Source organism: Thermodesulfobacteriota bacterium (genome assembly GCA_035325995.1).
In the GTDB taxonomy this organism is placed as follows: Bacteria; Desulfobacterota_D; UBA1144; order Nemesobacterales; family UBA2774; genus JADLGH01.
Genome location: DAOKYU010000007.1, coordinates 150,224 through 170,421, shown reverse-complemented (window position 1 = coordinate 170,421; position 20,198 = coordinate 150,224). Strand labels below are relative to the sequence as shown.

Sequence of the window (20,198 nt, the reverse complement as noted above, 5' to 3'; positions counted from 1 at the left end):
AAAATGAACGGGAAACTCTCATTTGCTGTGGTATAAAAAAGGGGGGAAGGTCACCTTCAAAGTAAAATCCGAAGGATAAGTTGCAATATCGTATCTCACCAAAACTTCGTCTTCCTGAGTTTCGTCTACTTCTGTTTCTAACTCTTCGGTCTCTAAATCTTCAATTGCCATTTGTAATATCTCCAATTTTCATTGACGATTACTAGATATCGTGAATTATTTATATCTGAAAATTTAACGAACCCAAAGAAGATTGATAGTTTTGTGAATACAGGTCAAAGTCTAATAATGGCACATAATCGACGCTTAGGGAAGTGGCAAATATGATTTATATATTTATTTGCTGATCTCCTTTTCACATAATAGTGGATTTTATATATAAAAGTGATTCATCGCTTCTTAAATGTGGATTCACCTAATCCGAAAATCATTAAAGTTACTGTGTTCTTTTATCTCACCCGCGGTAAACCACCTTCCCCCCGACTATCGTATAAAGCACCCTGCCCTTTAAATCCCAACCGTTAAACGGTGTGTTCTTACTCTTCGAGCGGAACTTCGTCCTGTCTATCTTCACGGGCGCGTCGGCGTCGAATATGACGACGTCCCCCGGGGCCCCGGCTTCGAGTGTCCCCCTCCCGAGATTGAGTATCCGTGAGGGTACCGAGGTCATCTTCTCTATCATCTCCTGAAGCGTGAGTATCCCGTCCTCGACGAGCTTGAGCGAAAGCGGGAGCGACGTTTCGAGGCCGACTATCCCGAACGGAGCGAGGTCGAACTCCACCTTCTTCTCGTCCTCGCTATGGGGTGCGTGGTCTGTCGCAATGGCGTCTATCGTGCCGTCCTGGAGCCCTTCGATCAGGGCGGCCCTGTCGGCCTCCCGCCGGAGAGGCGGGTTCATCTTGGCGTTAGTGTCGTACTCGGCGACTGCCCTGTCCGTGAGCGTAAAGTGATGCGGCGCGGCCTCGGCCGTAACCCGGACGCCCCTCTTCTTCGCGGCCCTTATGAGCCTGACCGCCCCTGCCGTCGAAACGTGGCAGACGTGGAGGTGGGTCCCCGTAAGCTCGGCCAGGGTTATGTCGCGTGAGACCATGACGTCCTCGGAGGCCGACGGTATTCCGCCCAGGCCGAGGAGTGTCGAGGTGTCGCCCTCGTTCATAACCCCGTGGCCCGAGAGGTCCTTGTCCTCGGCGTGCGTGAGCACGGGTATGCCGAACGCCTTCACGTACTCCATCGCGTGGCGCATGACCTTGGAGTTCATGACGGGCATCCCGTCGTCGGATATGCCGACGCACCCGGCCTCGTACATCTCGCCTATCTGGGCCAGGGTCTCGCCCTTCTCGCCCTTGGTTATCGCCCCTATGGGGAAGACGTTCACTATGCCCTCGGTCCTCGCCTTGAGCATTATGTACTCGGTGACGGAGGCGTTGTCGTTTATCGGGTTCGTGTTCGGCATGCATACGATGGACGTGAATCCGCCCGCGGCCGCGGACTCGCAGCCCGTTTTTATCGTTTCCTTGTGCTCGAAGCCCGGCTCGCGGAGGTGTACGTGTATATCTACGAGCCCGGGGGCGACTATTTTTCCTTTCGCGTCTATCACCTCGACGCCCTTCTCGCCTTCGATCTTCTTCGTATCCGCCGGGTGGGACTTGATCTTCCCGTCCTCGATGTAAACGTTGCCCTTTTTATCCTTGCCGGACGCCGGGTCTATCACGCGCCCGCCCTTTATCAGTAATTTCACGAAGTTCTCCTTGCTGAAGCGACGAGATAAAACATCGCCATTCTCACTGCTATGCCGTTCGACACCTGCTCCAGTATGACGGCCTCGGCGCCGTCGGCTATGTCGGACGAAAGCTCGACGCCCCTGTTTATCGGCCCCGGGTGCATGATCGTGACGTCCGGCGCGGCGACCTTGAGCTTTTCCCGCGTGAGGCCGTAGAACCTGGAATATTCCCTAAGCGACGGGAAGAATTCGGAGTCCTGCCTTTCCCTCTGTATGCGGAGCATTATCACTACGTCGGCGTCCCGTATGGCGTCCTCGAGGTTGTAGTGAGGCTTAACGTTAATTTCCTCTATATATTTAGGTATGAGGGTCGGCGGACCGACTACCCTCACTTCGGCTCCTAATTTGGTGAACCCCCAGATGTCGGACCGTGCGACGCGGCTGTGGAGTATGTCGCCGACTATCGCGATCTTGAGCCCCTCTATCCGGCCCTTGAAACGCCTTATCGTGAAGAGGTCGAGAAGGCCCTGGCTCGGATGCTCGTGCCATCCGTCCCCGGCGTTGATGATCGACGAGTTTAGCTCCTTCGCGAGGAGCCACGGCGCCCCCGACATCGGGTGCCGGATTACTATCATGCTCGCGCCCATGGCCTCGAGGTTACGCGCGGTGTCGAGGAGGGTCTCGCCCTTTACGACGCTGCTGTGTATGGTCGTGAAGTTGAGTACGTCCGCGCTAAGCCTCTTTTCGGCTATCTCGAACGACGAGCGCGTCCTTGTGCTCGGCTCGAAGAAGAGGTTGCATACCGTGACGCCCCTTAGAGCCGGGACCTTCTTCACGTCCCTGTCCGAAACTTCCCTCATGGATTCGGCCGTGTCGAGGACGAGTGTTATCTCCTCGGCCGTCAGCTCCTCTAACCCCAGTATGTGTTTTCTTTCGAATGCCATTTATTGTTTCACCACGACGACTTCGTCCTTTCCGTCGGCTTCCTTTAGATGAACCCTGACGGTCTCGGAGCTAAGCGTATTTAGTTTGAGTCCCGTATAGTCGGGCTGTATGGGGAGCTCCCTGTGGCCCCTGTCTATGAGCGTTACGACCTGTATGGACGACGGCCTGCCGAAGTCCATTATGGCCTCGATCGCGGCCCTGGTCGTCCTGCCGGTGAATATGACGTCGTCTACTAGTATTACCTTCTTGTCGTCGAGGTCGAACGGCACCTCGGTCCTTTCGACCTTGGGCCATTCCGTCTTCTGCCGGAGATCGTCCCTGTAAAGCGTGATGTCGAGCGTACCCATCTCGGGCTTTATGCCTTCGAGCTTCTCTATCTCGTTCGCGATGCGGGTCGCTATGTGTATCCCTCTCGTCCTTATGCCGACGATTACGACGTCGGCGGCCCCGTTGTTCCTTTCGAGGATCTGGTTCACGATCCTCGATATCGTGCGGTTTATGGAATCGGAATCCATGACTACCTTATCGGCCATCTCGTGTACCCCCTATCCCTAATATACCGACTTCAGGACGCCCTCGCACTCGTACTCGAACTCGAAGTGCTTCGTGTAACGGTCGAGGAAGTTGGCGTCGTCGGTATAGTAGATCCATATGACGACGCTGTCGTCCGTCCGGTCTATAGTGAAATCGCTCTTGTCCTCCGGTATGCCCATCCTTCTCAGCTTCTCGGAGATATCGTTTACGACGTAGTTCTTTCCCCATTTGTGGTAGACGTCGGCGTTCTCCTTGCATACGCCCCTTATGCCGAATATGCCCTTGTAGTATATGGGGACGATTTTGAATCCGACGTAGAATAAAATGACGACGACCAGAATCCAGAATACGGAAGATAAGCTTTTCATTTATGTTGCTCCCCCCTTCGCGTCCGGGCCGATTTTAAACGTCTTTATTCTATACCCTGCAGGATCCTGCTCCACCTTACTTTGTTGAGGAAGTCCGGGTTCTGGAAATCCCACGACCAGTGAATGAGTATGGCCTTCCCGGCTATGTTCTCGACGGGCACGAAGCCCCAGAACCTGCTGTCCTGGCTGTTGTCCCTGTTGTCGCCCATGACGAAGACGTGCCCCTCGGGAACCTCCCCGACCGGGATGAAGCTCCCCTTGTTGGTCGTCTCTTTACCCTGCCTGAATATCGCATCGTGCTTGTGGCCGGAGAGGTCCTCGACGTACTCGTCGAGCTTCTCGCCGCTCCTTTCGTCGACGTAATCGCCCTCGTATTCGAGCGGCACGGGCTGTCCGTTTATTACGAGCTGCCTGCCGTTTATGTCTATGCTGTCCCCCGGGACGCCGACGACGCGCTTGATATAATACATATCGTCCTTGGACGGGTCTTTTTCAGGGTTGGGGTAGGTGAACACTATGACGTCGCCGCGCTTTATCTCCTCGAACGGCATGACCGTTATGCCCGTAAGGGGAATCCGCGTTCCGTATACGAACTTGTTGACGAGGAGATGATCGCCAACGAGGAGGGTCGGGATCATCGAGCCAGACGGTATCTTGAACGGCTGGAAGAGAAAAGTCCTTATGATGAGCGCGAGCCCCACGGCCAGTACGAGCGCCTCGACGTTCTGCCGGAGCTTCGACTTGGCGAACTTCGAAAGGTAATCGTGCGAGGCCCCATCGAGCTCCGCCGTCCTCCGCCTTGTCTCTTCGGTGTTCCCGCCCGCAAGCGCCGATTCGAGGGCCGTTATCCTGCCCTCCACGACGGCCGCGGCTTCCGGGCTTATCTTCGGCTTGTTCTTGCTTAATAACGATTTGGCTTGAGAAAGAGACTGCTTCGCTTTATTCCTTACTTTCGCGTCCCGCGACCATAGACCGAGCATGATTGAGGTTTGAGTATAAACGGTGAAAAAGGTTCTTTCAATATAAACGGTTAGATACAGCGGCCGGCATCGTTGGTGGTGCGGAACGGGCGGTATTTACGGCCTTTCCCATTCGAGGAGCCTCTCGACGGACCGGACGCCGTCCACCTGTCTTATCGACTTCATGACGTTCTCGAGCTGGTCGAGGTCCGTGACGACGACGTCGAACGTTCCGACGGCGGTGTCCACGTCGGTAGAATGTATCTCGGCCTTGGAGATGTTTACGTCCGAAGACGAGAACGAGCTCGTTATGTTCGACAAAATGCCCGGGCGGTCTACGCACTTGACCACGATTCTCGCCGGGCGCTGGACCTTGAAGTTCTTGTCCCACTCGACCTCTATCCTCCGTGCGTCGTCCACGTCCAGGAGCCTAGGGCAGTCGCTCTTGTGGATGGTGATGCCCTTCCCCCTGGTTATGTATCCCGTGATCGGCTCGCCCGGGAGCGGCGAGCAGCAATTCGCGAACCTTATCATGACGTCGTTGTAGCCGTTTATCAGGACGCCGTTCTCGGACGTGCCGGTTATCGTCCTGATAATCTTCTCCATCCGCGATTTTTTTTCGGGCGGCGTTTCGAGCTTGTCCGTCGGGAGAACCCTCTTTAAGAAATCGTTTGCCGAAATCTTGCCGTAGCCGACTCCGAGGTAGAGCTCCTTTTCGTCCTTCAGCTTGAACTCGGCGAGGGCGTCCGCAAGCTCGCCGTTCTTCAGCATGGCGCCGAAATCGAGCCCGTGCTGCTTGAACTTCCTCTCGCATATGGACTTGCCGACTATCTCGGACTGCGTCCTCTCCTCGTTCCTGAGCCAGGCGCGTATCTTCGTCTTCGCCCGCGACGTGACGACGAACTTGAGCCAGTCCCTGTTCGGGTGCTTGTCGTTCGAGGTGACTATCTCGACCGTGTCGCCCGTCTTTAACTGATGACTGAGGGGCACGAGCTTCCCGCCCACCATGGCCCTCATGCACCTGTTCCCGACCTCGGTGTGAACGGCGTAGGCAAAGTCCACGGGCGTCGCGCCGCTCGGGAGCTCCATCAGATCACCCCTCGGCGTAAAGACGTATACGACATCCGATATGAGCTCGCCCTTTATGGCCTCCATGTACTCCGTCGGGTCCTTTATGTCCTTCCATTCGAGAAGATGTCTCAGGGTCGTATAGATATCGTACTTGCCGTTGCTGTCGAGCCTGCCTTCCTTATATTTCCAGTGTGACGCGACTCCGTATTCGGCCACGGTGTGCATATCCCTCGTCCTTATCTGTATCTCCATTCTCTCCCCGAACGGGCCGATGACGGTAGTATGGAGCGACTGGTAGCCGTTCCCCTTGGGGAGTGCGATGTAGTCCTTGAACCTCCCGGGGACGGGCTTCCACGCCGAGTGAACGGCTCCGAGCGCCTCGTAACATTCCCTTAGCGAGTCTGTGATGATCCTGAAGGCGATTACGTCGTAGACGCTGTCGAACTCAAGGTTCTGGATCTGCATCTTCCTGTAAATGCCGTATACGTGCTTGAATCTTCCGGTGACTTCGGCGTGTATGTCGAACTCTGCGAGCTTATTGGCTATGAGCGCCTTTATCTCGTCTACGTGCTGCTCCCACTCTTCCTTCCTGTCGGTTATCAGCTTCGCCAGCTTCTGATATTCGCCGGGATTGAGGAATTTAAAGGAAAGGTCCTCCAGCTCCTGCGTCACCCAGCTCATGCCGAGCCTGTGGGCCAGCGGGGCGTATATGTCGAACGTCTCCTTGGCTATGCTCTTCTGCCTGTCCTCGGGCAGGTATTCGAGCGTCCGCATGTTGTGGAGCCTGTCGGCGAGCTTTATGAGAACTACCCTTATGTCCTTGGCCGTGGCGAGTATGAGCTTACGGAACCCCTCGGCCTGCCGCTCGATCTTGGTGGTGTAGGGGAGCTGGCTTATCTTTGTCACGCCGTCCACGAGAAAGGCTATCTCGCTCCCGAAGAGGGTCTCTATCTCCTCGGGCGTCGCGAGCGTATCCTCCACCGTATCGTGGAGGAGGCCCGTGACTATGGACGACACGTCGAGCTTCATCTCCGCCAGTATCCAGCTCACTTCCAGGGGATGGCTCAGGTACGGCTCCCCAGAGCTCCGCGTCTGGCCGGCGTGCACCTTGGCCGAGTAGACGTACGCCTTTTTCAGGAGCTCGACGTCCGCATCGCTCAGGTAGAGATAGGCGTTAACCCTCTCTATTATGTCGTTAAGTCTTATCATGTGTCGTCAGGCGAAGTAATCCTTCCCTATCCTCTCCGCCGCCCTCGAATACTCGCACCTGGCCGATTTTATGACCGCCGAAAGGCAGTCGAAGGCCTCGTCAAACGAGTCGTTAATAATAATATAATCATAGTTGTTTATCTCTTCCATCTCCCTTTTCGCCTCGGTGAGACGTTTCTCGAGGTCCCCGGTCTTCTCGCTCCCCCTCTCGGTGAGCCTTTCCTTCAATATCCCGAACGAAGACGGAAGGACGAAGCAAAACACCCCTGCCCCGTACTTTTGCTTTATCTGCCTTGCGCCTTGAATATCTATGTCGAGTATCATGTCCACGCCCGACTTCCGCGCATTTTCGAGCTCGGCGAGCGGAGTGCCGTACAAGTTACCGTGAACATTTGCATATTCGGCGAACCTGCCCTCTTTGATCATCTCCCCGAAGGCTTCTTCGCTGACGAACGTGTAATCCTTCCCGTCGACCTCGCCGTCCCTCGGCTTCCTCGTCGTAACGGAAACCGAAAACGTCAGGTTCCGTATGCGCCCGAGCGCCTCTTTCACGAGTGAAGTCTTGCCTCCCCCGGACGGGCCGGAAACTATAAACAGAATTCCCTCTCTCATTCTCTCTCTTATCCGGTCTAGATTTAATGGATTCCTGGCTGTCCTTAATTGTAGGATAACGAAGGAAATTTATCAATTTTCGATAGACGCGCGTCTATGAATCCCGGGGGCCCTTTTCGAGCACATCCGGGACGAGCCGGACGTCCTGGGATTTCTCCTTGTCGAGGACGAGTATCCCCTCCTCGGAATCGACCACCACGACGTCCCTGAGCCCGACGATCGCCACCGGCCTCTTGCCGCCTATGGCGAGGCAGCCCGAGGAGCCAATGGAAATCACGTTACCCCGCGTGACGTTGGCCTCTTCCCCGTCACGAAGATACTCGTCGAGCGCCTTCCAGCTCCCGACGTCGCTCCAGGGGAAGCTCACGGGAACGACGGCCGTGTGCGACGAGTGCTCCAGGATGAGCTTGTCTATGGAGCCCGCTTCGATCGAGCCGTAAAACTCTGCCGCGGCCCCCTTTTCGGACGAGCTGTAGAGCCACTGCGCGAGCTCCTCGAACCTCGCGTGCCACTCGGGGAGAATCTCCCCGAACTCGGAGATTATGGAAGACGTCTTCCATACGAAGACGCCCGAGTTCCAGTAGTAACCACCCTCCCTTAAAAACGCGAGGGCCGTTTCGTGGTCGGGCTTCTCGCTGAACCTTATTACGTTAAGCGCCCTGAGATTATCCCCGGACTCGATGACGTCCTTACCGGCCTTTATGTAGCCGTACCCGGTTTCGGGGGAGGTCGGCGTCACGCCGAGGGTGATTATCGGATACCTCCCGTCCCCGAGCCTTACGCCCGCCGCCCCGGCGGCGAATTTTATCGAGTCCCTGAACCCCTCGTCGTCGCCCACGGCGTGGTCCGCCGGCAGAACGACGACGACCGCCTCGCCGGCCTTCTTTTCGATCCTGAGAGTCCCGTACGCGATGCACGGGGCCGTGTTCTTCCCCTCGGGCTCGAGAACGAGATTATCTTTGGGAAGCTCCGGAATGTGCTTCATCGTCTCGTCCCTGTATTTCTCGACGGTGACTATGAATATCCTTTCTATGGGTACGAGCGGGAGGACCCTGTCCACGGTCTCCCGTATGAGCGACTTCCCGCCCGTAAGCGTAAGGAACTGCTTCGGCTTTTCGCGGCTGCTGAGGGGCCAGAACCGCTTCCCCTCGCCGCCTGCCATTATCAGCGCATACATATCCACGCGGTTAATAGTAATTGTACTTGGAAAGATTCTCAATCCGGGGGCCGAAATAGAGCTTTAAAGGATGCTCTGGGCGGTTAGCCGGAGACGCCCGGTCAAAATAATTTCCCGAGGATTCCGGGGTCGAGCCCCGCGAGCCCGGGCTTTACGGCATGCGCCTCACCGAGCTCGGCCTCGGAATAGGAATTCGTAACCGCGAGGCACTTCATCCCGGCGGCCAGCGCGGCCTTTATACCCGAGACCGAATCCTCTATGACCAGGCACTCGGCCGGGGCTATTTCACCGCCCTCTCCGGGGAGGGCGTTAAGACACCTGAGCGCTTCCAGGTAAACGTCGGGCGCGGGCTTACAGTTCGCTATCCGGTCGGCCCCGACAATCACTTCGAAGATGTCCCTTATACCGGCGAAGTCGAGAACGTTCATGATCTCGGCTTCGAGAGCCCCCGACCCTATCGCCAGCCTGTATTTTCCCCCGAGGGACTTTATGAAATCCACCGCACCCGGCAGAAGCTCTATATTCCCTTCGATCATCTCGTCGTAATTGAGGGACTTACGCTCCATAAGAGCGGCCAGGAGGGCGCTTTCCATTTCGAGCCCCCTGTCATCGTAGAGCCTCACGAAAAGCGTCCTGTCGTCGTATGCGAGGTAATTCGCGTAGTAATCCTCTTCGGTAAGCTCGACTCCCTCCCCGGCGAGTGCCCTTTGAAACGCCCGGAGATGCACCGGCTCCGTATTCGCTATAACCCCGTCGAAATCGAAAATCACGGCCTTCAGCATATAATATAAAGCCCCCTTATTTTGACACGCACGGCACGGCCCCCCACGGACGCGGGCCATAAGCCCGATTAGTATAAACGCTCTCCGGCGGTTATCTAACCCCACGGACGGACGTGCGGAACCAGCGCGATAGGAAACGCATTCGCACTAATTTCTAATTTTCCGGCTCAAAAAAAATATTGAATGGTATATTATTTTAACCCCGCCGGAGATTACGCGGATATTACCAAGGAGACAAAATGAAGAAACTCTTTCTCCCGCTCTTGTCGGCCGTTCTTCTGGCAGCGGCGCTCGCGGCGTGCGAAAAGGATGGAGAGCCGATTTCCGATTCGAAGCTTCCGAAGGCGGCTGATTTCACACTTTCGACCATAGACGGGAGCAAAAAAGTGAGCCTTTCGGATTTCAGGGGCAAGCCCGTGGTGCTCAACTTCTGGGCCTCGTGGTGCGGCCCGTGCAAGGAAGAGATACCCCTGTTCGAAAAGAGCTGGAAGGAATACGAGGGCAAGGGCGTCGTATTCGTAGGCATAGACGTCATGGACGACAAGAAAAACGCCGAAAAATTCGTGGAGTCGGAGGGCGTCACTTACCTCAACCTTCACGACCCCTCGGGCGACGCGTCGAGCAGGTACGGAGTAGTGGCCCTGCCCGCCACCTTCTTCATAAACGGGGACGGGCAGATAATACGCCAGAACTACGGCCCGTTCGTAGGCGAGGATGGGGAAAAGCAATTTAAAAAAATCCTCTCGGAGATGTCTAAATGAACCCCGCCGAAGTACAGGTAAGCTGGGCCATAGCGTTTCTCGCGGGGATCGTATCGTTCCTGTCCCCCTGCGTCCTGCCCCTCATCCCGGGCTACGTCTCGATGGTCTCGAAGATGTCTTTCGAGGAGCTCACCGGCGGCGCGGCCGAAGGGAAGATGACGAAAATACTCGTCCCGAGCCTCCTCTTCGTGCTCGGGTTCTCGTGCGTGTTCGTTTCGCTCGGCGCGGGGGCCTCGTTCCTCGGGACATTCCTTCATCAGAACAAAGTCCTTCTCCTCCGAATATCCGGCGTGATAATAATAATCTTCGGCCTCTTCACGATGGACCTTCTCAAGGTCCCCTTCCTCTACAGGGAAAGGAGGCTCAACGTCGGCGGAGGCAACATGGGGAACGCCGGTATCTTCCTCCTCGGCATAGCGTTCGGCTTCGGCTGGACCCCGTGCGTGGGGCCCATACTCGCGTCGATACTCCTTTACGCGAGCACCGCCGAGGGCGCGGGAAAGGGAGCGCTTTTGCTGTTCGTATACTCGATAGGCCTCGGCCTTCCCTTCATCATCACCGGGCTCGCGCTATCGAAGGCGCTTACGGCCTTCGGCTGGATAAAGAAGCATTACAACGTCTATAAAATTGTCGTAGGCGGGACGCTCGTAGCGGTCGGTCTTCTCATGGTCACGAACACCCTCTTTTACCTGAACATTTACGGCCAGAGGGTTCTCGACTCGCTGGGCATAGACTTCTGGAAATCCTTCTGAGGCGAAATATCCACGGGCCCGTCCTTCCGGGGGCCCGGGTTGAGAAACCGGTTTCGGCTATAGTATCCTTTTTAACGTGAATAGAAAATCCGTCTCATCACTCCGGCCGCGGACAGCCCTTGACGAAAGCGAGATTCACGTCTGGACGGCGCGTCCGCTCGCATTCACGGGCGAGGAGATCGAGCGGCTCAGGCGCGTACTCTCACCGGACGAATCCGCGCGGGCGGAGAAACTCCGGCCGGGCAACGGAAGGGATATGTTCGTAGCGTCCCGCGGCATACTGAGACGCATTCTGTCCCTCTACACGGGAGAAGAGCCCGGGGCCATAGAGCTCGGCTATGGAAAGGGGGGAAAGCCCTTCGTTAAAGCACGGGCCGATGCCCCGGCGGTGTCGTTCAATCTCTCGCACTCCCACGAGCTGGCTATGTATGCCGTTGCGGCCGGGAAAGAGGTCGGCATCGACGTCGAATACCTGAGGGAGGTCAGAAGACCCGAAGACGTCATCAGGCGCTTTTTCACCGAAACGGAGGGAGAGTTCTACCGCTCCCGCCCCGAGGAGCTGAAACGAGAGGCCTTCTTCAGGCTCTGGACGTTCAGGGAGGCGTCGGTAAAGGCCGGCGGGTACGGGGTATTCACGAGGAAAGGGCTCGTGATCCCGGGGCCTCCGCCCGCAGGGTGGCTGCTCGATCCCGGAAGACCGGTGAACATCGGAGGCTCGTTGTCCCTCGTTGGCATCGACGGGCCCCGGGGCTACGTAGCGGCGGTTGCGGTCGAAGGCGAGGCCCATCACGTCAGAAAGTTCGATTTTCCCGCCGGTCTTTCATAACCTTAAAATCCTCCTTAACACGCTCATTTATTCCTGTTATAATATCTCCCTTCTACAAACGAGGGGCATTTCCCTCTTGCCGGAAGCACCGCCGGTTGACTAGTGTTTAGATAATTCTATAATGCTTGCAAGTTCTTAGGTGCGGAGGAATCAAGTCGTGCCGATATACGAATACAGGTGCCTCGATTGTAATGAGGAATTCGAAGCGTTGTTGCTGAACAAAGACGACGACGTTTCATGTCTTTCGTGCCACGGTTCCAACATCGAGAAGCAGTTTTCCTCTTTCGGTGTCAAATCCCAAGGTGAAACACAAGCGCCTTCGACGAGCGTCGGCGGAAGCGGCGGCTGCGGGCATTCCGGCTGCGGCTGCGGCGTGAGAAGCTAGGCCATATAAACTCGACAAAAATACAGGCTCAACAACCCTGAACCAAAACGGAGGATTTTAATTACATGTCGAATTCGGCAGAGAATGAGAACGAGAACGAGAAAGAAAGGGACCAGGACATAAAGAAGGCCGCCCTCGAATACCACCGCGTGGGAAGAAAAGGCAAGATAGAGGTAGTCCCGACGAAGCCGTGCCTCACACAGTGGGACCTGTCCCTGGCCTATTCGCCCGGTGTGGCCGAGCCCTGCATGGAAATTTACAGGGATCCCGATCTCGCGTACGAATACACGAACAAGGGCAACCTCGTGGGTGTCGTGTCGAACGGCACCGCGGTTCTCGGGCTCGGAAAGATAGGCGCGCTCGCCGGAAAGCCCGTCATGGAAGGTAAGAGCGTCCTCTTCAAGAGATTCGCCGGCATCGACGCATTCGACATAGAATTAAACACCGAAGACCCCGACGAAATCATCAAGACCGTGAAATACCTAGAGCCCACATTCGGCGGCATAAACCTCGAGGACATAAAGGCTCCTGAGTGCTTTTACATCGAGGACGAGCTCAGAAAGCAGACCGACATCCCGGTATTCCACGACGACCAGCACGGAACGGCCATCATTTCCGGCGCGGGGCTCTTAAACGCGTGCGAGCTCGTCGGCAAGGACATAAGCGAGCTCAGGATGACGTTTAACGGCGCCGGCGCATCGGCCATAGCCTGCGCCGAGTTCTTCATACAGCTCGGGGCCAAGCGCGCAAACATCGTCATGTGCGACAGCCGCGGCGTGATCTACAAGGGAAGGGAAGCCGGCATGAATACCCAGAAGGAGAGATTCGCCGTCGATACGAGCGCAAGGACGCTCGGAGACGCCATGAAGGGCGCCGACGTATTCGTCGGCCTCAGCGAGGGCGGAATGGTCACGCAGGCCATGGTCAAATCGATGGCCGACAAGCCCATTATATTCGCCATGGCCAACCCCGATCCCGAAATCTCCTACCCCGAGGCAAAGGCCGCGAGGAAGGACGTCATAATGGCGACCGGAAGGTCCGACTATCCGAACCAGGTCAACAACGTGCTCGGGTTCCCCTTTATCTTCAGGGGCGCGCTCGACGTAAGGGCCAAGGCCATAAACGAAGAGATGAAGGTGGCAGCCGCGCATTCGCTCGCCAACCTCGCCAAGACGGGGGCGGACGAGAGCGTCGCGAAGGCTTACGGCAAAAAGAACTTCGAATTCGGCCCGGAATACATAGTCCCGAGCCCGTTCGATCCGAGGGTGCTCGTATGGGAGTCCGTCGCCGTCGCTGAGACGGCCATGCATACCGGCGCATCGAGAATTCGAATCGACATAGAAGAGTACAGGGAAAGCCTTTCGAGGAAGGTTGACGAAAAGCTCAAGAGATGGAGTACCGCCTAAGACCAAACCGAAGGACCGGTGCATCGGCGCTGTCTCTTTGAATACTCTTGCGCGGCCAGAGGACGGAGATTACTCCCCGCCTCCGTCCCCGAAAAAAACCGCGCGAGATACGGACCATTGTTTTCGAGCTGCCAGAATCACGTCAAGGATAAAAAGCTTCGCACCGCCGTCTTATCCATAGCTGTATCCTTCACCCTGATAATAGTAAAGATCGTGGTCGGCATACTGACGAATTCCATCAGCATACTGGCCTCGGCGGTGGATTCGTTCCTCGACATAATCACGTCGTCCGTAAACTACTTCTCCATACAAAAATCCGAAAAGCCCGCCGACAGCGAGCACAGGTTCGGCCACGGTAAGGCCGAGGGGCTCGCGGGGCTGTTTCAAACCTTCGTGATATGGTCTTCCGCCCTCTATCTGGTTTACCTCTCCATAGTCAGGCTGACGGAGGGCGGCGAGCTCGTATCCGTCGACTGGGGGATCGTCGTCATATTCGTTTCCATCTTCGTAAGCTACTTCCTCGCGAAGTATATAAAAAAAGTGGCGAAGGAAACGGAGAGCCTCGTCCTCGGGGCCGACAGCCTTCACTACAGCGTCGACGTATACACCAACACCGGGGTGGTCGCCGGGCTCGTGATCATAAAGCTCACGGGGTTTTACTTCATCGACCCCATAATATCCATCGTCATCGCGGCCCTCATATTCTGGTCCTCCAAGGACATAATCATCCAGTCGGTGGACATACTCATGGACAGGGAGCTGCCCCCGGATACCATAGACGAGATAGAGAAGTCGATAATGAAATACGCGCCTGAGGTCAGGAGCTTCCACAAGCTCCGGACGAGAAACGCCGGACAGGCCAAGTTCGTCGAGTTCCACGTCGTCATGGACCACACCCTCACTTTCGTAAAATCCCACGAGATTGCCGAGGACATCGTCAGGGAAATAAAGGATAACGTCCCCGGCTCCGAGGTCACGATACACGTAGACCCGGACAAAATCACAACGTAACCACAATCCATCAAACAAAATTTCTCCTCACCGATCCCCTCGCTTTCCGGCCGGCCTGCCAGGCGTAAAAAAAGCTTGATTCAGGCTTCGCAACCTTTACCCTTGTTAACGGGTTTATATACACATAGGATGAAGCAAAAGGAGATGAGTCATGAAAAAAATACTTATACCCCTTTTAGTTTTAATAGCCTTCGTATTCGGAATGCCGGACGACGGCATGGCCCGGAAAGGACGTGGGCACTATAAACATCACCACCACGGCTACTACAAAAAGCATCATCACCACAAGGGTTATTATCGCCCCTATGCCTACGGCCCGCGCAATTACATATACTATTCGTCTCCTCCGGTAGTATACGCCCCGCCGCCGGTAGTATACGCCCCGCCTCCCGTTTATTACGGGCCGAGCTATTACGGCCCTTCCAGCGGCGGCTACCTCAATTTCGGGATTACGTTCGATTAAGGAACGGCGCGCATAAGCCGGCGCTTAAAGAAATATAAGTCATACCGATTCTCCAACCTTCTTTCGGGGCATCCGCATGAGGGCGGATGCCCGTCCGACACTTTCTAGCGGGTGATTCCCCGGGTAGGCTCATTGCAAAACCCGGCGCCGGGAATTCCCGAACAGAGACCGGGACGGACATTCTATGATAAACGCAGTGATATTCGACATGGACGGCGTCATGATAGACAGCGAGCCGCTCTGGGAAAAAACCGAGAGGATACTGCTGGCCAGGAGGAACATAGATTACAGCCCCGACTACAGGGACAAAATAGTGGGGCTCAACCAGCGCGATTCCGGGAGGCTCCTCGTCGATACGTTCGACCTCGAAGAAACCGTCGAGGAAATAATAAACGAGCGCATCTCCATACTCACGTCCATATACGAGAAAGAGCTCGAAGTGATACCGGCCCTGGCGCCCCTCCTCGAACAGCTCGGCGAAGAGGGCTACAGGCTTGCCGTCGCGTCGAGCTCTCCGTTAAGGGTCGTAAACTTCGTCCTTGACATGTTCTCGCTCCGCGATCATTTCCTCGCCGTAGTCTCGGGCGACTCCGTCGGAAACGGGAAGCCCCACCCCGACATCTACGTGCACACGGCGGAGACGCTGGGCGTCGAGCCCGCCGAATGCGTTGCGATAGAGGATTCGATAAACGGTCTCAGGTCGGCGAAGGGCGCGGGTATGTACTGCATCGCCATACCCGACAAGAGACTGACCCCGGCGGAGTTCGAGAGCGCGGATGTCATACTCGGCAGCCTCCGTGAGCTTACGCCCGGGACGATAAAATCTCTCGACAAGGATTGACCCGTCTCACGCCGGCCCGTGCTCGGGAGGGGCCATGAACTCGGGCCCTACGGGTTCGGATATTGCCTCTTCGAGAATTCTATCTATAGCTTCGAAGTCCTCGTTCTTGAGCGACCAGCCCGTTATGTCGCCGACCGGGTCGAGCTGCGACGGACGCCTCGCACCCCATAGCGCTATGTGCGAAGGCGCCTTGTCGAGCACCCACCTTACGGCCAGATGTATGACGCGCTTTCCGTAGTGCTTCCGGGCATATTCATCGAGGAGGCTCACGGCCTCCAGGTACTGCGCAAACCTCGGCTCGCCGAACTTGGGATCAGCCTTTCGTATGTCGTCGCCCTCGAATTGGGTGTCCTTGTTCATCCTCCCGCTGAGGAGCCCCCTGCATATGGCGCCGTAAAGGAGCATGGTGATTTTGTTGCCGTCGCAGTAGGGCAGGATGTCTTCCTCTATACCGCGCTCGAAAAGGTTATAAGGGGGCTGCGACGTGTGGAGGGGCGAATTTTTCCTGAATACGTCCATCTGCTCCGGGGAATAGTTGCTGACCCCTATGGCCTTAATGACCCCCCTTTCGAAAAGCTCGTTCATCGCCTTTGCGGTTTCCTCTATCGGCGTATCGTAGTCCGGCCAGTGTATCTGGTAGATGTCTATGTAATCCGTCCGGAGGCGCGTAAGCGAATCCTCGACCTCCTTCATTATGCGGTCACGCGTAGAGTTCCTGTATACCTTTCCGGATGTCCAGTCGAGCCCGGCTTTCGTCGCGAGGATTATTTTCCCGCGGTTTCCGTACTCCGCGATCGCCTTCCCTACGATCTCCTCGGACCTCCCGAAGCCGTATATCGCCGCGGTGTCGATGAGGGTTATCCCCCTGTCCAGCGCCGAGATTATGGTATCTATCGACTCCCTCTCCTCGCTCCCGCCCCAAAGCCAGCCGCCTATCGCCCAGCACCCGAGCCCTATTCTCGAAGATTCAATGTCGGTTCCGCTGATTTTGGTAAATTCCATTCCGAGCCTCCCAGACGCGTTAATATGTGGCAATAATGTAGATTAACCGAAGCTTCGGCTATTGTCTCATGAGCCGCCTGAACGAACGCCCGCTGCCGGGGCTCCCCCATTCGGGCAAGTTTCAAGGCCGTTGACTTCGTGCTTTTAAGTTGTATTTTATAACCAGAAGCGATGACGAGATACATAAGCCTCACCCTCATATTAATAGTCCTTGTCTGCTACAGCGGATTCAGGCCGGTTGCGCTCGCATCCCCTGCGCCCGCACCGGGAGAGGCGCAGTCGCAACACCCCGGCTGTCACGGCATGGCCCGGGAGGCCGATAAAGCTGCGCCTGAGGAAGGAGCATCGATCTCCCGTGAGTCGGGAGACTCGGCCTCGTCCTGCTGTTTCGAGAGCCTCGTAAACGCCTCTATAGACAATAATTTCACCGTAAGAACGGTAGTTTTCACAATACCCGTAGTCATGCTCGATTTTACACCGGGCGATCCTCTCGAGCCGAGGAACGTCGCCTCGAAGGAGCACTCGCCCCCCGGGCTCGAAATCACTGACTCATCCCTTCTGCTATAGACCCGTCCTGAAAACCGGGACCGTTCCGCGTTCCCCGCGGCTACGGATACCTGCGTCTTTTCGAATCTTTAAAACCCGTAAGCCAGAGAACTGTTTAAAACCTCCATGGAGGTGAAAAGATGAAGAATTTATTATGCGTCCTCGCGATTTTACTGGGATGTTCAGCCATCTCGCACGCCGACGACGTCGTGACGCTCGACTCGCTCGTTCTCGAAGCGCTCGAAAAGAATCCCGGGCTGAGAGCCGCACGGGCCAGGTGGGAGGCGTCGCAAAAACGTCCGAAGCAGGAGGGCACCCTGCCCGACCCCATGATAGGCGTCGGCTGGCAGAACGTCACGTTCGACAGCATCACACTAGAAGAAGACCCGAACAGCATGCTGAGGTTTTCGGTCTCGCAGGAGATACCCTTTCCCGGCAAGCTCTCGCTCAAGGAGAAGATAGCCTCGATATACGCAGAGGCCGAAGGCAAATCATACGAGGCGAGCGAAAGGAAAGTAGTCGCCGATCTCAAATCTGCCTACTACGACTGGCAGCTCACACTGAAAGCGATCGAGATCACCCGGAAGAATAAAACGCTCCTCGAAAAATTCACCGAGATAGCGAAGGTAAGGTACGAGGTCGGAAGGGGCGCCCAGCAGGACATGATCACGGCCGGCGTCGAAACGTCGAAGCTCCTGGAGCAGATTGAAGTGCTCGAGCTCAGAAGAGAGATAATAGAGGCCGGGATCAATTCCCTCCTCGACCGCCCGTCGGACGCCCCTCTCGGGAGGCCGGAGGAGCCCGCAAGGACGCCCCTTCCCTTCTCGCCCGAAGAAGCGGAAACACTCGCCGGGGAGAACTCCCCCGCCCTTGCCGTAAAGGAAAGCCTGGTCATGTCCGGGCAGGAATCGCTCGCCCTCGCCAGGAAGGAGCTCTACCCCGACTTCGTCGTCGGCCTCTCTCCCGGAGTGATGGGGAAGGAGGGGAAGGGCATGGACGGCGTCTGGGAAGTGTCGCTCGGGGTCAAGGTGCCGCTCTACTTCTGGCGGAAGCAGAGCCTCGGCGTCGAGGAGGCGGCGCTCAACCTGAGGGGCGCCGAAGAGGATTACAGGAATACGAACCGGGAGGTCCTCTTCTCCGTTAAGGAAAGCTACCTCGGTGCGAGGACTGCCGCGAAGCTGATGGACCTTTACGAAAAAGGGATAATCCCGCAATCGAGGCTGGCCCTCGAATCCGCGACGTCGGCATACCAGACGGGCGCCGTCGACTTTTCGGCCCTCCTCGACAGCCTCGCCGCCGTATTCAGCTTCGAGCTCGAATACGAAAGAAACCTCGCGGAGTATCTGAAGGCAATAGCCAGGATAGAGGAGTTTACAGGGGCAGAGATCGCAGGAGCCGGAGGAGAAGGAAAATGAAAAAACGAAACAGCATCACCCTCGTCGCCGTACTTATCGCCCTCGCGGTAATCGCCTACGGATTATACCGTTACGGTCACGCCCTTCCGGGCCTGAGGGAAATCCCTTTCTTTCAAAAGGGCCACGAGCACACCTTGAAGCCCGTGCTGACGGCCGAGGGCGAGATAGATTACTGGACATGCCCCATGCACCCATCGGTGAAGATGAAAGACCACGGCACGTGCCCCATATGCGGCATGGAGCTCACCCCCGTGATGAAGGATAACGGCCACGAGCATCACGACGCGCCGGACGAGACCCGAACGCCTCAAGGTGAAGACCACGGCGGGCACGTGATGGAGGAAATCCCGACGGACGCAGACGCCGGCAAGCCGAAGACGGAATTTACGGTGAGCCCGGAAAGGCAGCAGCTCATAGGCGTGAAGACGACGCCTGTAACGATGCGCCCACTCGACAGGACTATAAGAACCGTCGGCATAGTCGTCCTCGACGAGACGAAGGTCGAGCGCGTGCACACGAGGTTCAGCGGCTGGGTGGACAGGCTCTACGTCGATTACACGTTCGAGCACGTCCACAAGGGCCAGCCGCTCTTTTCCATATACAGCCCCGAGCTCGTCTCGACGCAGGAGGAATACCTTATAGCCCTCCGCTCGAAGGATGCCCTCTCGGGCAGCGGCTATCCGGAAATATCCGGCGGCTCCGACGCGCTCCTCGATGCCGCCGAGAGGAGACTCAGGCTCTGGGACGTATCTCAGGGACAGATAGACGAGCTCGCGAGAACCGGAAAGGTGAAGGATAACCTCGTCGTCTACTCCCCCGTCTCGGGCCACGTCCTCGAAAAGAACGTCTTCCCCAACATGTACGTCGAGCCCGACACCGTCCTTTACACGATAGCCGACCATTCGAGCGTCTGGGTCGAGGCCGACGTATACGAGAACGAGATTTCCCTGGTCAAGGTCGGAGACGAGGCCACGATGACGCTCGCCGCCCTCCCCGGCCGTGAATTCAAGGGGAAGGTGACGTTTATATCCCCTCATCTCGACATGAAGACCCGGACGGCTAAGGCGCGCCTCGAATTCCCGAACCCCGACCTCAGCCTCCTTCCCGAGATGTACGCCGACGTCGTCATAGACGTCCCCGTAGGCGAAAGGCTGGCCGTCCCCGACTCGGCCGTGCTGCGTACGGGCGCGAGCGACATCGTCTTCGTCAGCAAGGGCGGGGGCAGAATGGAGATAAGGGCCGTCAGGCTCGGGGCGAAAGCCGGCGGATACTACGAAGTGCTGGGCGGCCTCTCGGACGGGGAGCTCGTCGTCACAAACGCGCGTTTTCTCATAGATTCCGAGAGCAGGATACAGGACGCGGCGGCGGCGTGGCAGGAGGACGGAGCGGGCCACAGCCACTGACCGGCGCGGC

General features: G+C 56.7%; 21 protein-coding genes and 1 pseudogene. 11 read left to right on the top strand and 11 right to left on the bottom strand.

The genetic code is table 11. From position 1 onward, the window contains the following. Nucleotides 1–18: 18 nt before the first annotated feature. The 10 genes from PKC29_11020 to PKC29_10975 all read right to left on the bottom strand — a co-directional run bounded on the left by PKC29_11020 (nt 19) and on the right by PKC29_10975 (nt 9,377). Nucleotides 19–171: a hypothetical protein gene (locus PKC29_11020; GenBank protein ID HML95949.1), complete on the bottom strand. Its 153-nt coding sequence runs from the start codon at nt 169–171 to the stop codon at nt 19–21. Between the two features lie 283 nt (nt 172–454). Continuing rightward, on the bottom strand, nt 455–1,738 hold the full coding sequence (locus PKC29_11015; protein HML95948.1) for a dihydroorotase: 1,284 nt from the start codon (nt 1,736–1,738) through the stop codon (nt 455–457). Beyond that, a complete protein-coding gene (locus PKC29_11010) occupies nt 1,735–2,664 on the bottom strand; it encodes an aspartate carbamoyltransferase catalytic subunit (protein HML95947.1) in 930 nt (309 codons plus the stop codon). The genes PKC29_11015 and PKC29_11010 overlap by 4 nt, the downstream gene beginning before the upstream one ends. Beyond that, nucleotides 2,665–3,198 (bottom strand): bifunctional pyr operon transcriptional regulator/uracil phosphoribosyltransferase PyrR, encoded by a 534-nt coding sequence (gene pyrR / locus PKC29_11005; protein ID HML95946.1) that lies wholly within the window; start codon nt 3,196–3,198, stop codon nt 2,665–2,667. 18 nt (nt 3,199–3,216) lie between these two features. Then, on the bottom strand, nt 3,217–3,567 hold the full coding sequence (locus PKC29_11000) for a hypothetical protein (GenBank protein HML95945.1): 351 nt from the start codon (nt 3,565–3,567) through the stop codon (nt 3,217–3,219). A 44-nt stretch (nt 3,568–3,611) separates the two neighbouring features. Next, nucleotides 3,612–4,547 carry a signal peptidase I gene (lepB, locus tag PKC29_10995; GenBank protein ID HML95944.1) on the bottom strand — a complete coding sequence of 312 codons (936 nt, stop codon included), beginning with the start codon at nt 4,545–4,547 and terminating at the stop codon, nt 3,612–3,614. 96 nt (nt 4,548–4,643) lie between these two features. Then, nucleotides 4,644–6,806 carry a bifunctional (p)ppGpp synthetase/guanosine-3',5'-bis(diphosphate) 3'-pyrophosphohydrolase gene (locus PKC29_10990; GenBank protein HML95943.1) on the bottom strand — a complete coding sequence of 721 codons (2,163 nt, stop codon included), beginning with the start codon at nt 6,804–6,806 and terminating at the stop codon, nt 4,644–4,646. Nucleotides 6,807–6,812: 6 nt separating this feature from the next. Beyond that, nucleotides 6,813–7,418 carry a guanylate kinase gene (gene gmk / locus PKC29_10985; GenBank protein ID HML95942.1) on the bottom strand — a complete coding sequence of 202 codons (606 nt, stop codon included), beginning with the start codon at nt 7,416–7,418 and terminating at the stop codon, nt 6,813–6,815. Between the two features lie 94 nt (nt 7,419–7,512). Next, entirely contained in the window at nt 7,513–8,595 is a 1,083-nt protein-coding gene (locus tag PKC29_10980; protein ID HML95941.1) for a sugar phosphate nucleotidyltransferase, read from the bottom strand. A 101-nt stretch (nt 8,596–8,696) separates the two neighbouring features. Next, the gene (locus PKC29_10975; GenBank protein ID HML95940.1) at nt 8,697–9,377 is read right to left on the bottom strand and encodes an HAD family phosphatase; all 681 of its coding nucleotides are present in this window, start codon (nt 9,375–9,377) and stop codon (nt 8,697–8,699) included. 239 nt (nt 9,378–9,616) lie between these two features. On the opposite strand from PKC29_10975, the gene PKC29_10970 reads away from it, so the two are divergent. The 8 genes and pseudogenes from PKC29_10970 (at nt 9,617) to PKC29_10935 (ending at nt 15,822) form a co-directional block, all read left to right on the top strand. Then, entirely contained in the window at nt 9,617–10,138 is a 522-nt protein-coding gene (locus PKC29_10970) for a TlpA disulfide reductase family protein (GenBank protein ID HML95939.1), read from the top strand. After that, the gene (locus PKC29_10965) at nt 10,135–10,890 is read left to right on the top strand and encodes a cytochrome c biogenesis protein CcdA (GenBank protein ID HML95938.1); all 756 of its coding nucleotides are present in this window, start codon (nt 10,135–10,137) and stop codon (nt 10,888–10,890) included. The genes PKC29_10970 and PKC29_10965 overlap by 4 nt, the downstream gene beginning before the upstream one ends. 76 nt (nt 10,891–10,966) lie before the next feature. After that, nucleotides 10,967–11,716: a 4'-phosphopantetheinyl transferase superfamily protein gene (locus tag PKC29_10960; GenBank protein HML95937.1), complete on the top strand. Its 750-nt coding sequence runs from the start codon at nt 10,967–10,969 to the stop codon at nt 11,714–11,716. A gap of 157 nt (nt 11,717–11,873) precedes the next feature. After that, nucleotides 11,874–12,101 carry a zinc ribbon domain-containing protein gene (locus tag PKC29_10955; protein HML95936.1) on the top strand — a complete coding sequence of 76 codons (228 nt, stop codon included), beginning with the start codon at nt 11,874–11,876 and terminating at the stop codon, nt 12,099–12,101. A gap of 65 nt (nt 12,102–12,166) precedes the next feature. Beyond that, nucleotides 12,167–13,453 (top strand): annotated as a pseudogene (locus PKC29_10950) (malic enzyme-like NAD(P)-binding protein). A gap of 171 nt (nt 13,454–13,624) precedes the next feature. Further along, a complete protein-coding gene (locus PKC29_10945) occupies nt 13,625–14,518 on the top strand; it encodes a cation diffusion facilitator family transporter (protein HML95935.1) in 894 nt (297 codons plus the stop codon). Between the two features lie 151 nt (nt 14,519–14,669). After that, nucleotides 14,670–14,981: a hypothetical protein gene (locus PKC29_10940; protein HML95934.1), complete on the top strand. Its 312-nt coding sequence runs from the start codon at nt 14,670–14,672 to the stop codon at nt 14,979–14,981. 184 nt (nt 14,982–15,165) lie between these two features. Then, on the top strand, nt 15,166–15,822 hold the full coding sequence (locus tag PKC29_10935; GenBank protein HML95933.1) for an HAD family phosphatase: 657 nt from the start codon (nt 15,166–15,168) through the stop codon (nt 15,820–15,822). Between the two features lie 6 nt (nt 15,823–15,828). Here the strand turns inward: PKC29_10935 and PKC29_10930 are convergent, their stop codons facing one another. Continuing rightward, a complete protein-coding gene (locus PKC29_10930) occupies nt 15,829–16,824 on the bottom strand; it encodes an aldo/keto reductase (GenBank protein ID HML95932.1) in 996 nt (331 codons plus the stop codon). Between the two features lie 171 nt (nt 16,825–16,995). Here PKC29_10930 and PKC29_10925 point away from each other — a divergent pair, with 171 nt between their 5' ends. The 3 genes from PKC29_10925 to PKC29_10915 all read left to right on the top strand — a co-directional run bounded on the left by PKC29_10925 (nt 16,996) and on the right by PKC29_10915 (nt 20,188). Next, nucleotides 16,996–17,391, top strand: coding sequence for a hypothetical protein (locus tag PKC29_10925; GenBank protein HML95931.1), 396 nt, complete (start codon nt 16,996–16,998; stop codon nt 17,389–17,391). Between the two features lie 119 nt (nt 17,392–17,510). After that, the gene (locus PKC29_10920; protein HML95930.1) at nt 17,511–18,785 is read left to right on the top strand and encodes a TolC family protein; all 1,275 of its coding nucleotides are present in this window, start codon (nt 17,511–17,513) and stop codon (nt 18,783–18,785) included. Further along, nucleotides 18,782–20,188 (top strand): efflux RND transporter periplasmic adaptor subunit, encoded by a 1,407-nt coding sequence (locus PKC29_10915; GenBank protein HML95929.1) that lies wholly within the window; start codon nt 18,782–18,784, stop codon nt 20,186–20,188. The genes PKC29_10920 and PKC29_10915 overlap by 4 nt, the downstream gene beginning before the upstream one ends. Nucleotides 20,189–20,198 lie beyond the last annotated feature (10 nt).

What these genes read in the sequence shown, in the direction of transcription:
- PKC29_11000 (HML95945.1), bottom strand. Translation starts at nt 3,567, where the DNA reads ATGAAAAGCTTATCTTCCGTATTCTGGATTCTGGTCGTCGTCATTTTA.
- PKC29_11020 (HML95949.1), bottom strand. Translation starts at nt 171, where the DNA reads ATGGCAATTGAAGATTTAGAGACCGAAGAGTTAGAAACAGAAGTAGAC.
- PKC29_10970 (HML95939.1), top strand. Translation starts at nt 9,617, where the DNA reads ATGAAGAAACTCTTTCTCCCGCTCTTGTCGGCCGTTCTTCTGGCAGCG.
- PKC29_10935 (HML95933.1), top strand. Translation starts at nt 15,166, where the DNA reads ATGATAAACGCAGTGATATTCGACATGGACGGCGTCATGATAGACAGC.
- PKC29_10940 (HML95934.1), top strand. Translation starts at nt 14,670, where the DNA reads ATGAAAAAAATACTTATACCCCTTTTAGTTTTAATAGCCTTCGTATTC.
- pyrR (HML95946.1), bottom strand. Translation starts at nt 3,198, where the DNA reads ATGGCCGATAAGGTAGTCATGGATTCCGATTCCATAAACCGCACGATA.
- PKC29_10925 (HML95931.1), top strand. Translation starts at nt 16,996, where the DNA reads ATGACGAGATACATAAGCCTCACCCTCATATTAATAGTCCTTGTCTGC.
- PKC29_10965 (HML95938.1), top strand. Translation starts at nt 10,135, where the DNA reads ATGAACCCCGCCGAAGTACAGGTAAGCTGGGCCATAGCGTTTCTCGCG.
- PKC29_10915 (HML95929.1), top strand. Translation starts at nt 18,782, where the DNA reads ATGAAAAAACGAAACAGCATCACCCTCGTCGCCGTACTTATCGCCCTC.
- PKC29_10930 (HML95932.1), bottom strand. Translation starts at nt 16,824, where the DNA reads ATGGAATTTACCAAAATCAGCGGAACCGACATTGAATCTTCGAGAATA.
- PKC29_10990 (HML95943.1), bottom strand. Translation starts at nt 6,806, where the DNA reads ATGATAAGACTTAACGACATAATAGAGAGGGTTAACGCCTATCTCTAC.
- lepB (HML95944.1), bottom strand. Translation starts at nt 4,547, where the DNA reads ATGCTCGGTCTATGGTCGCGGGACGCGAAAGTAAGGAATAAAGCGAAG.
- PKC29_10980 (HML95941.1), bottom strand. Translation starts at nt 8,595, where the DNA reads ATGTATGCGCTGATAATGGCAGGCGGCGAGGGGAAGCGGTTCTGGCCC.
- gmk (HML95942.1), bottom strand. Translation starts at nt 7,418, where the DNA reads ATGAGAGAGGGAATTCTGTTTATAGTTTCCGGCCCGTCCGGGGGAGGC.
- PKC29_10920 (HML95930.1), top strand. Translation starts at nt 17,511, where the DNA reads ATGAAGAATTTATTATGCGTCCTCGCGATTTTACTGGGATGTTCAGCC.
- PKC29_10975 (HML95940.1), bottom strand. Translation starts at nt 9,377, where the DNA reads ATGCTGAAGGCCGTGATTTTCGATTTCGACGGGGTTATAGCGAATACG.
- PKC29_11010 (HML95947.1), bottom strand. Translation starts at nt 2,664, where the DNA reads ATGGCATTCGAAAGAAAACACATACTGGGGTTAGAGGAGCTGACGGCC.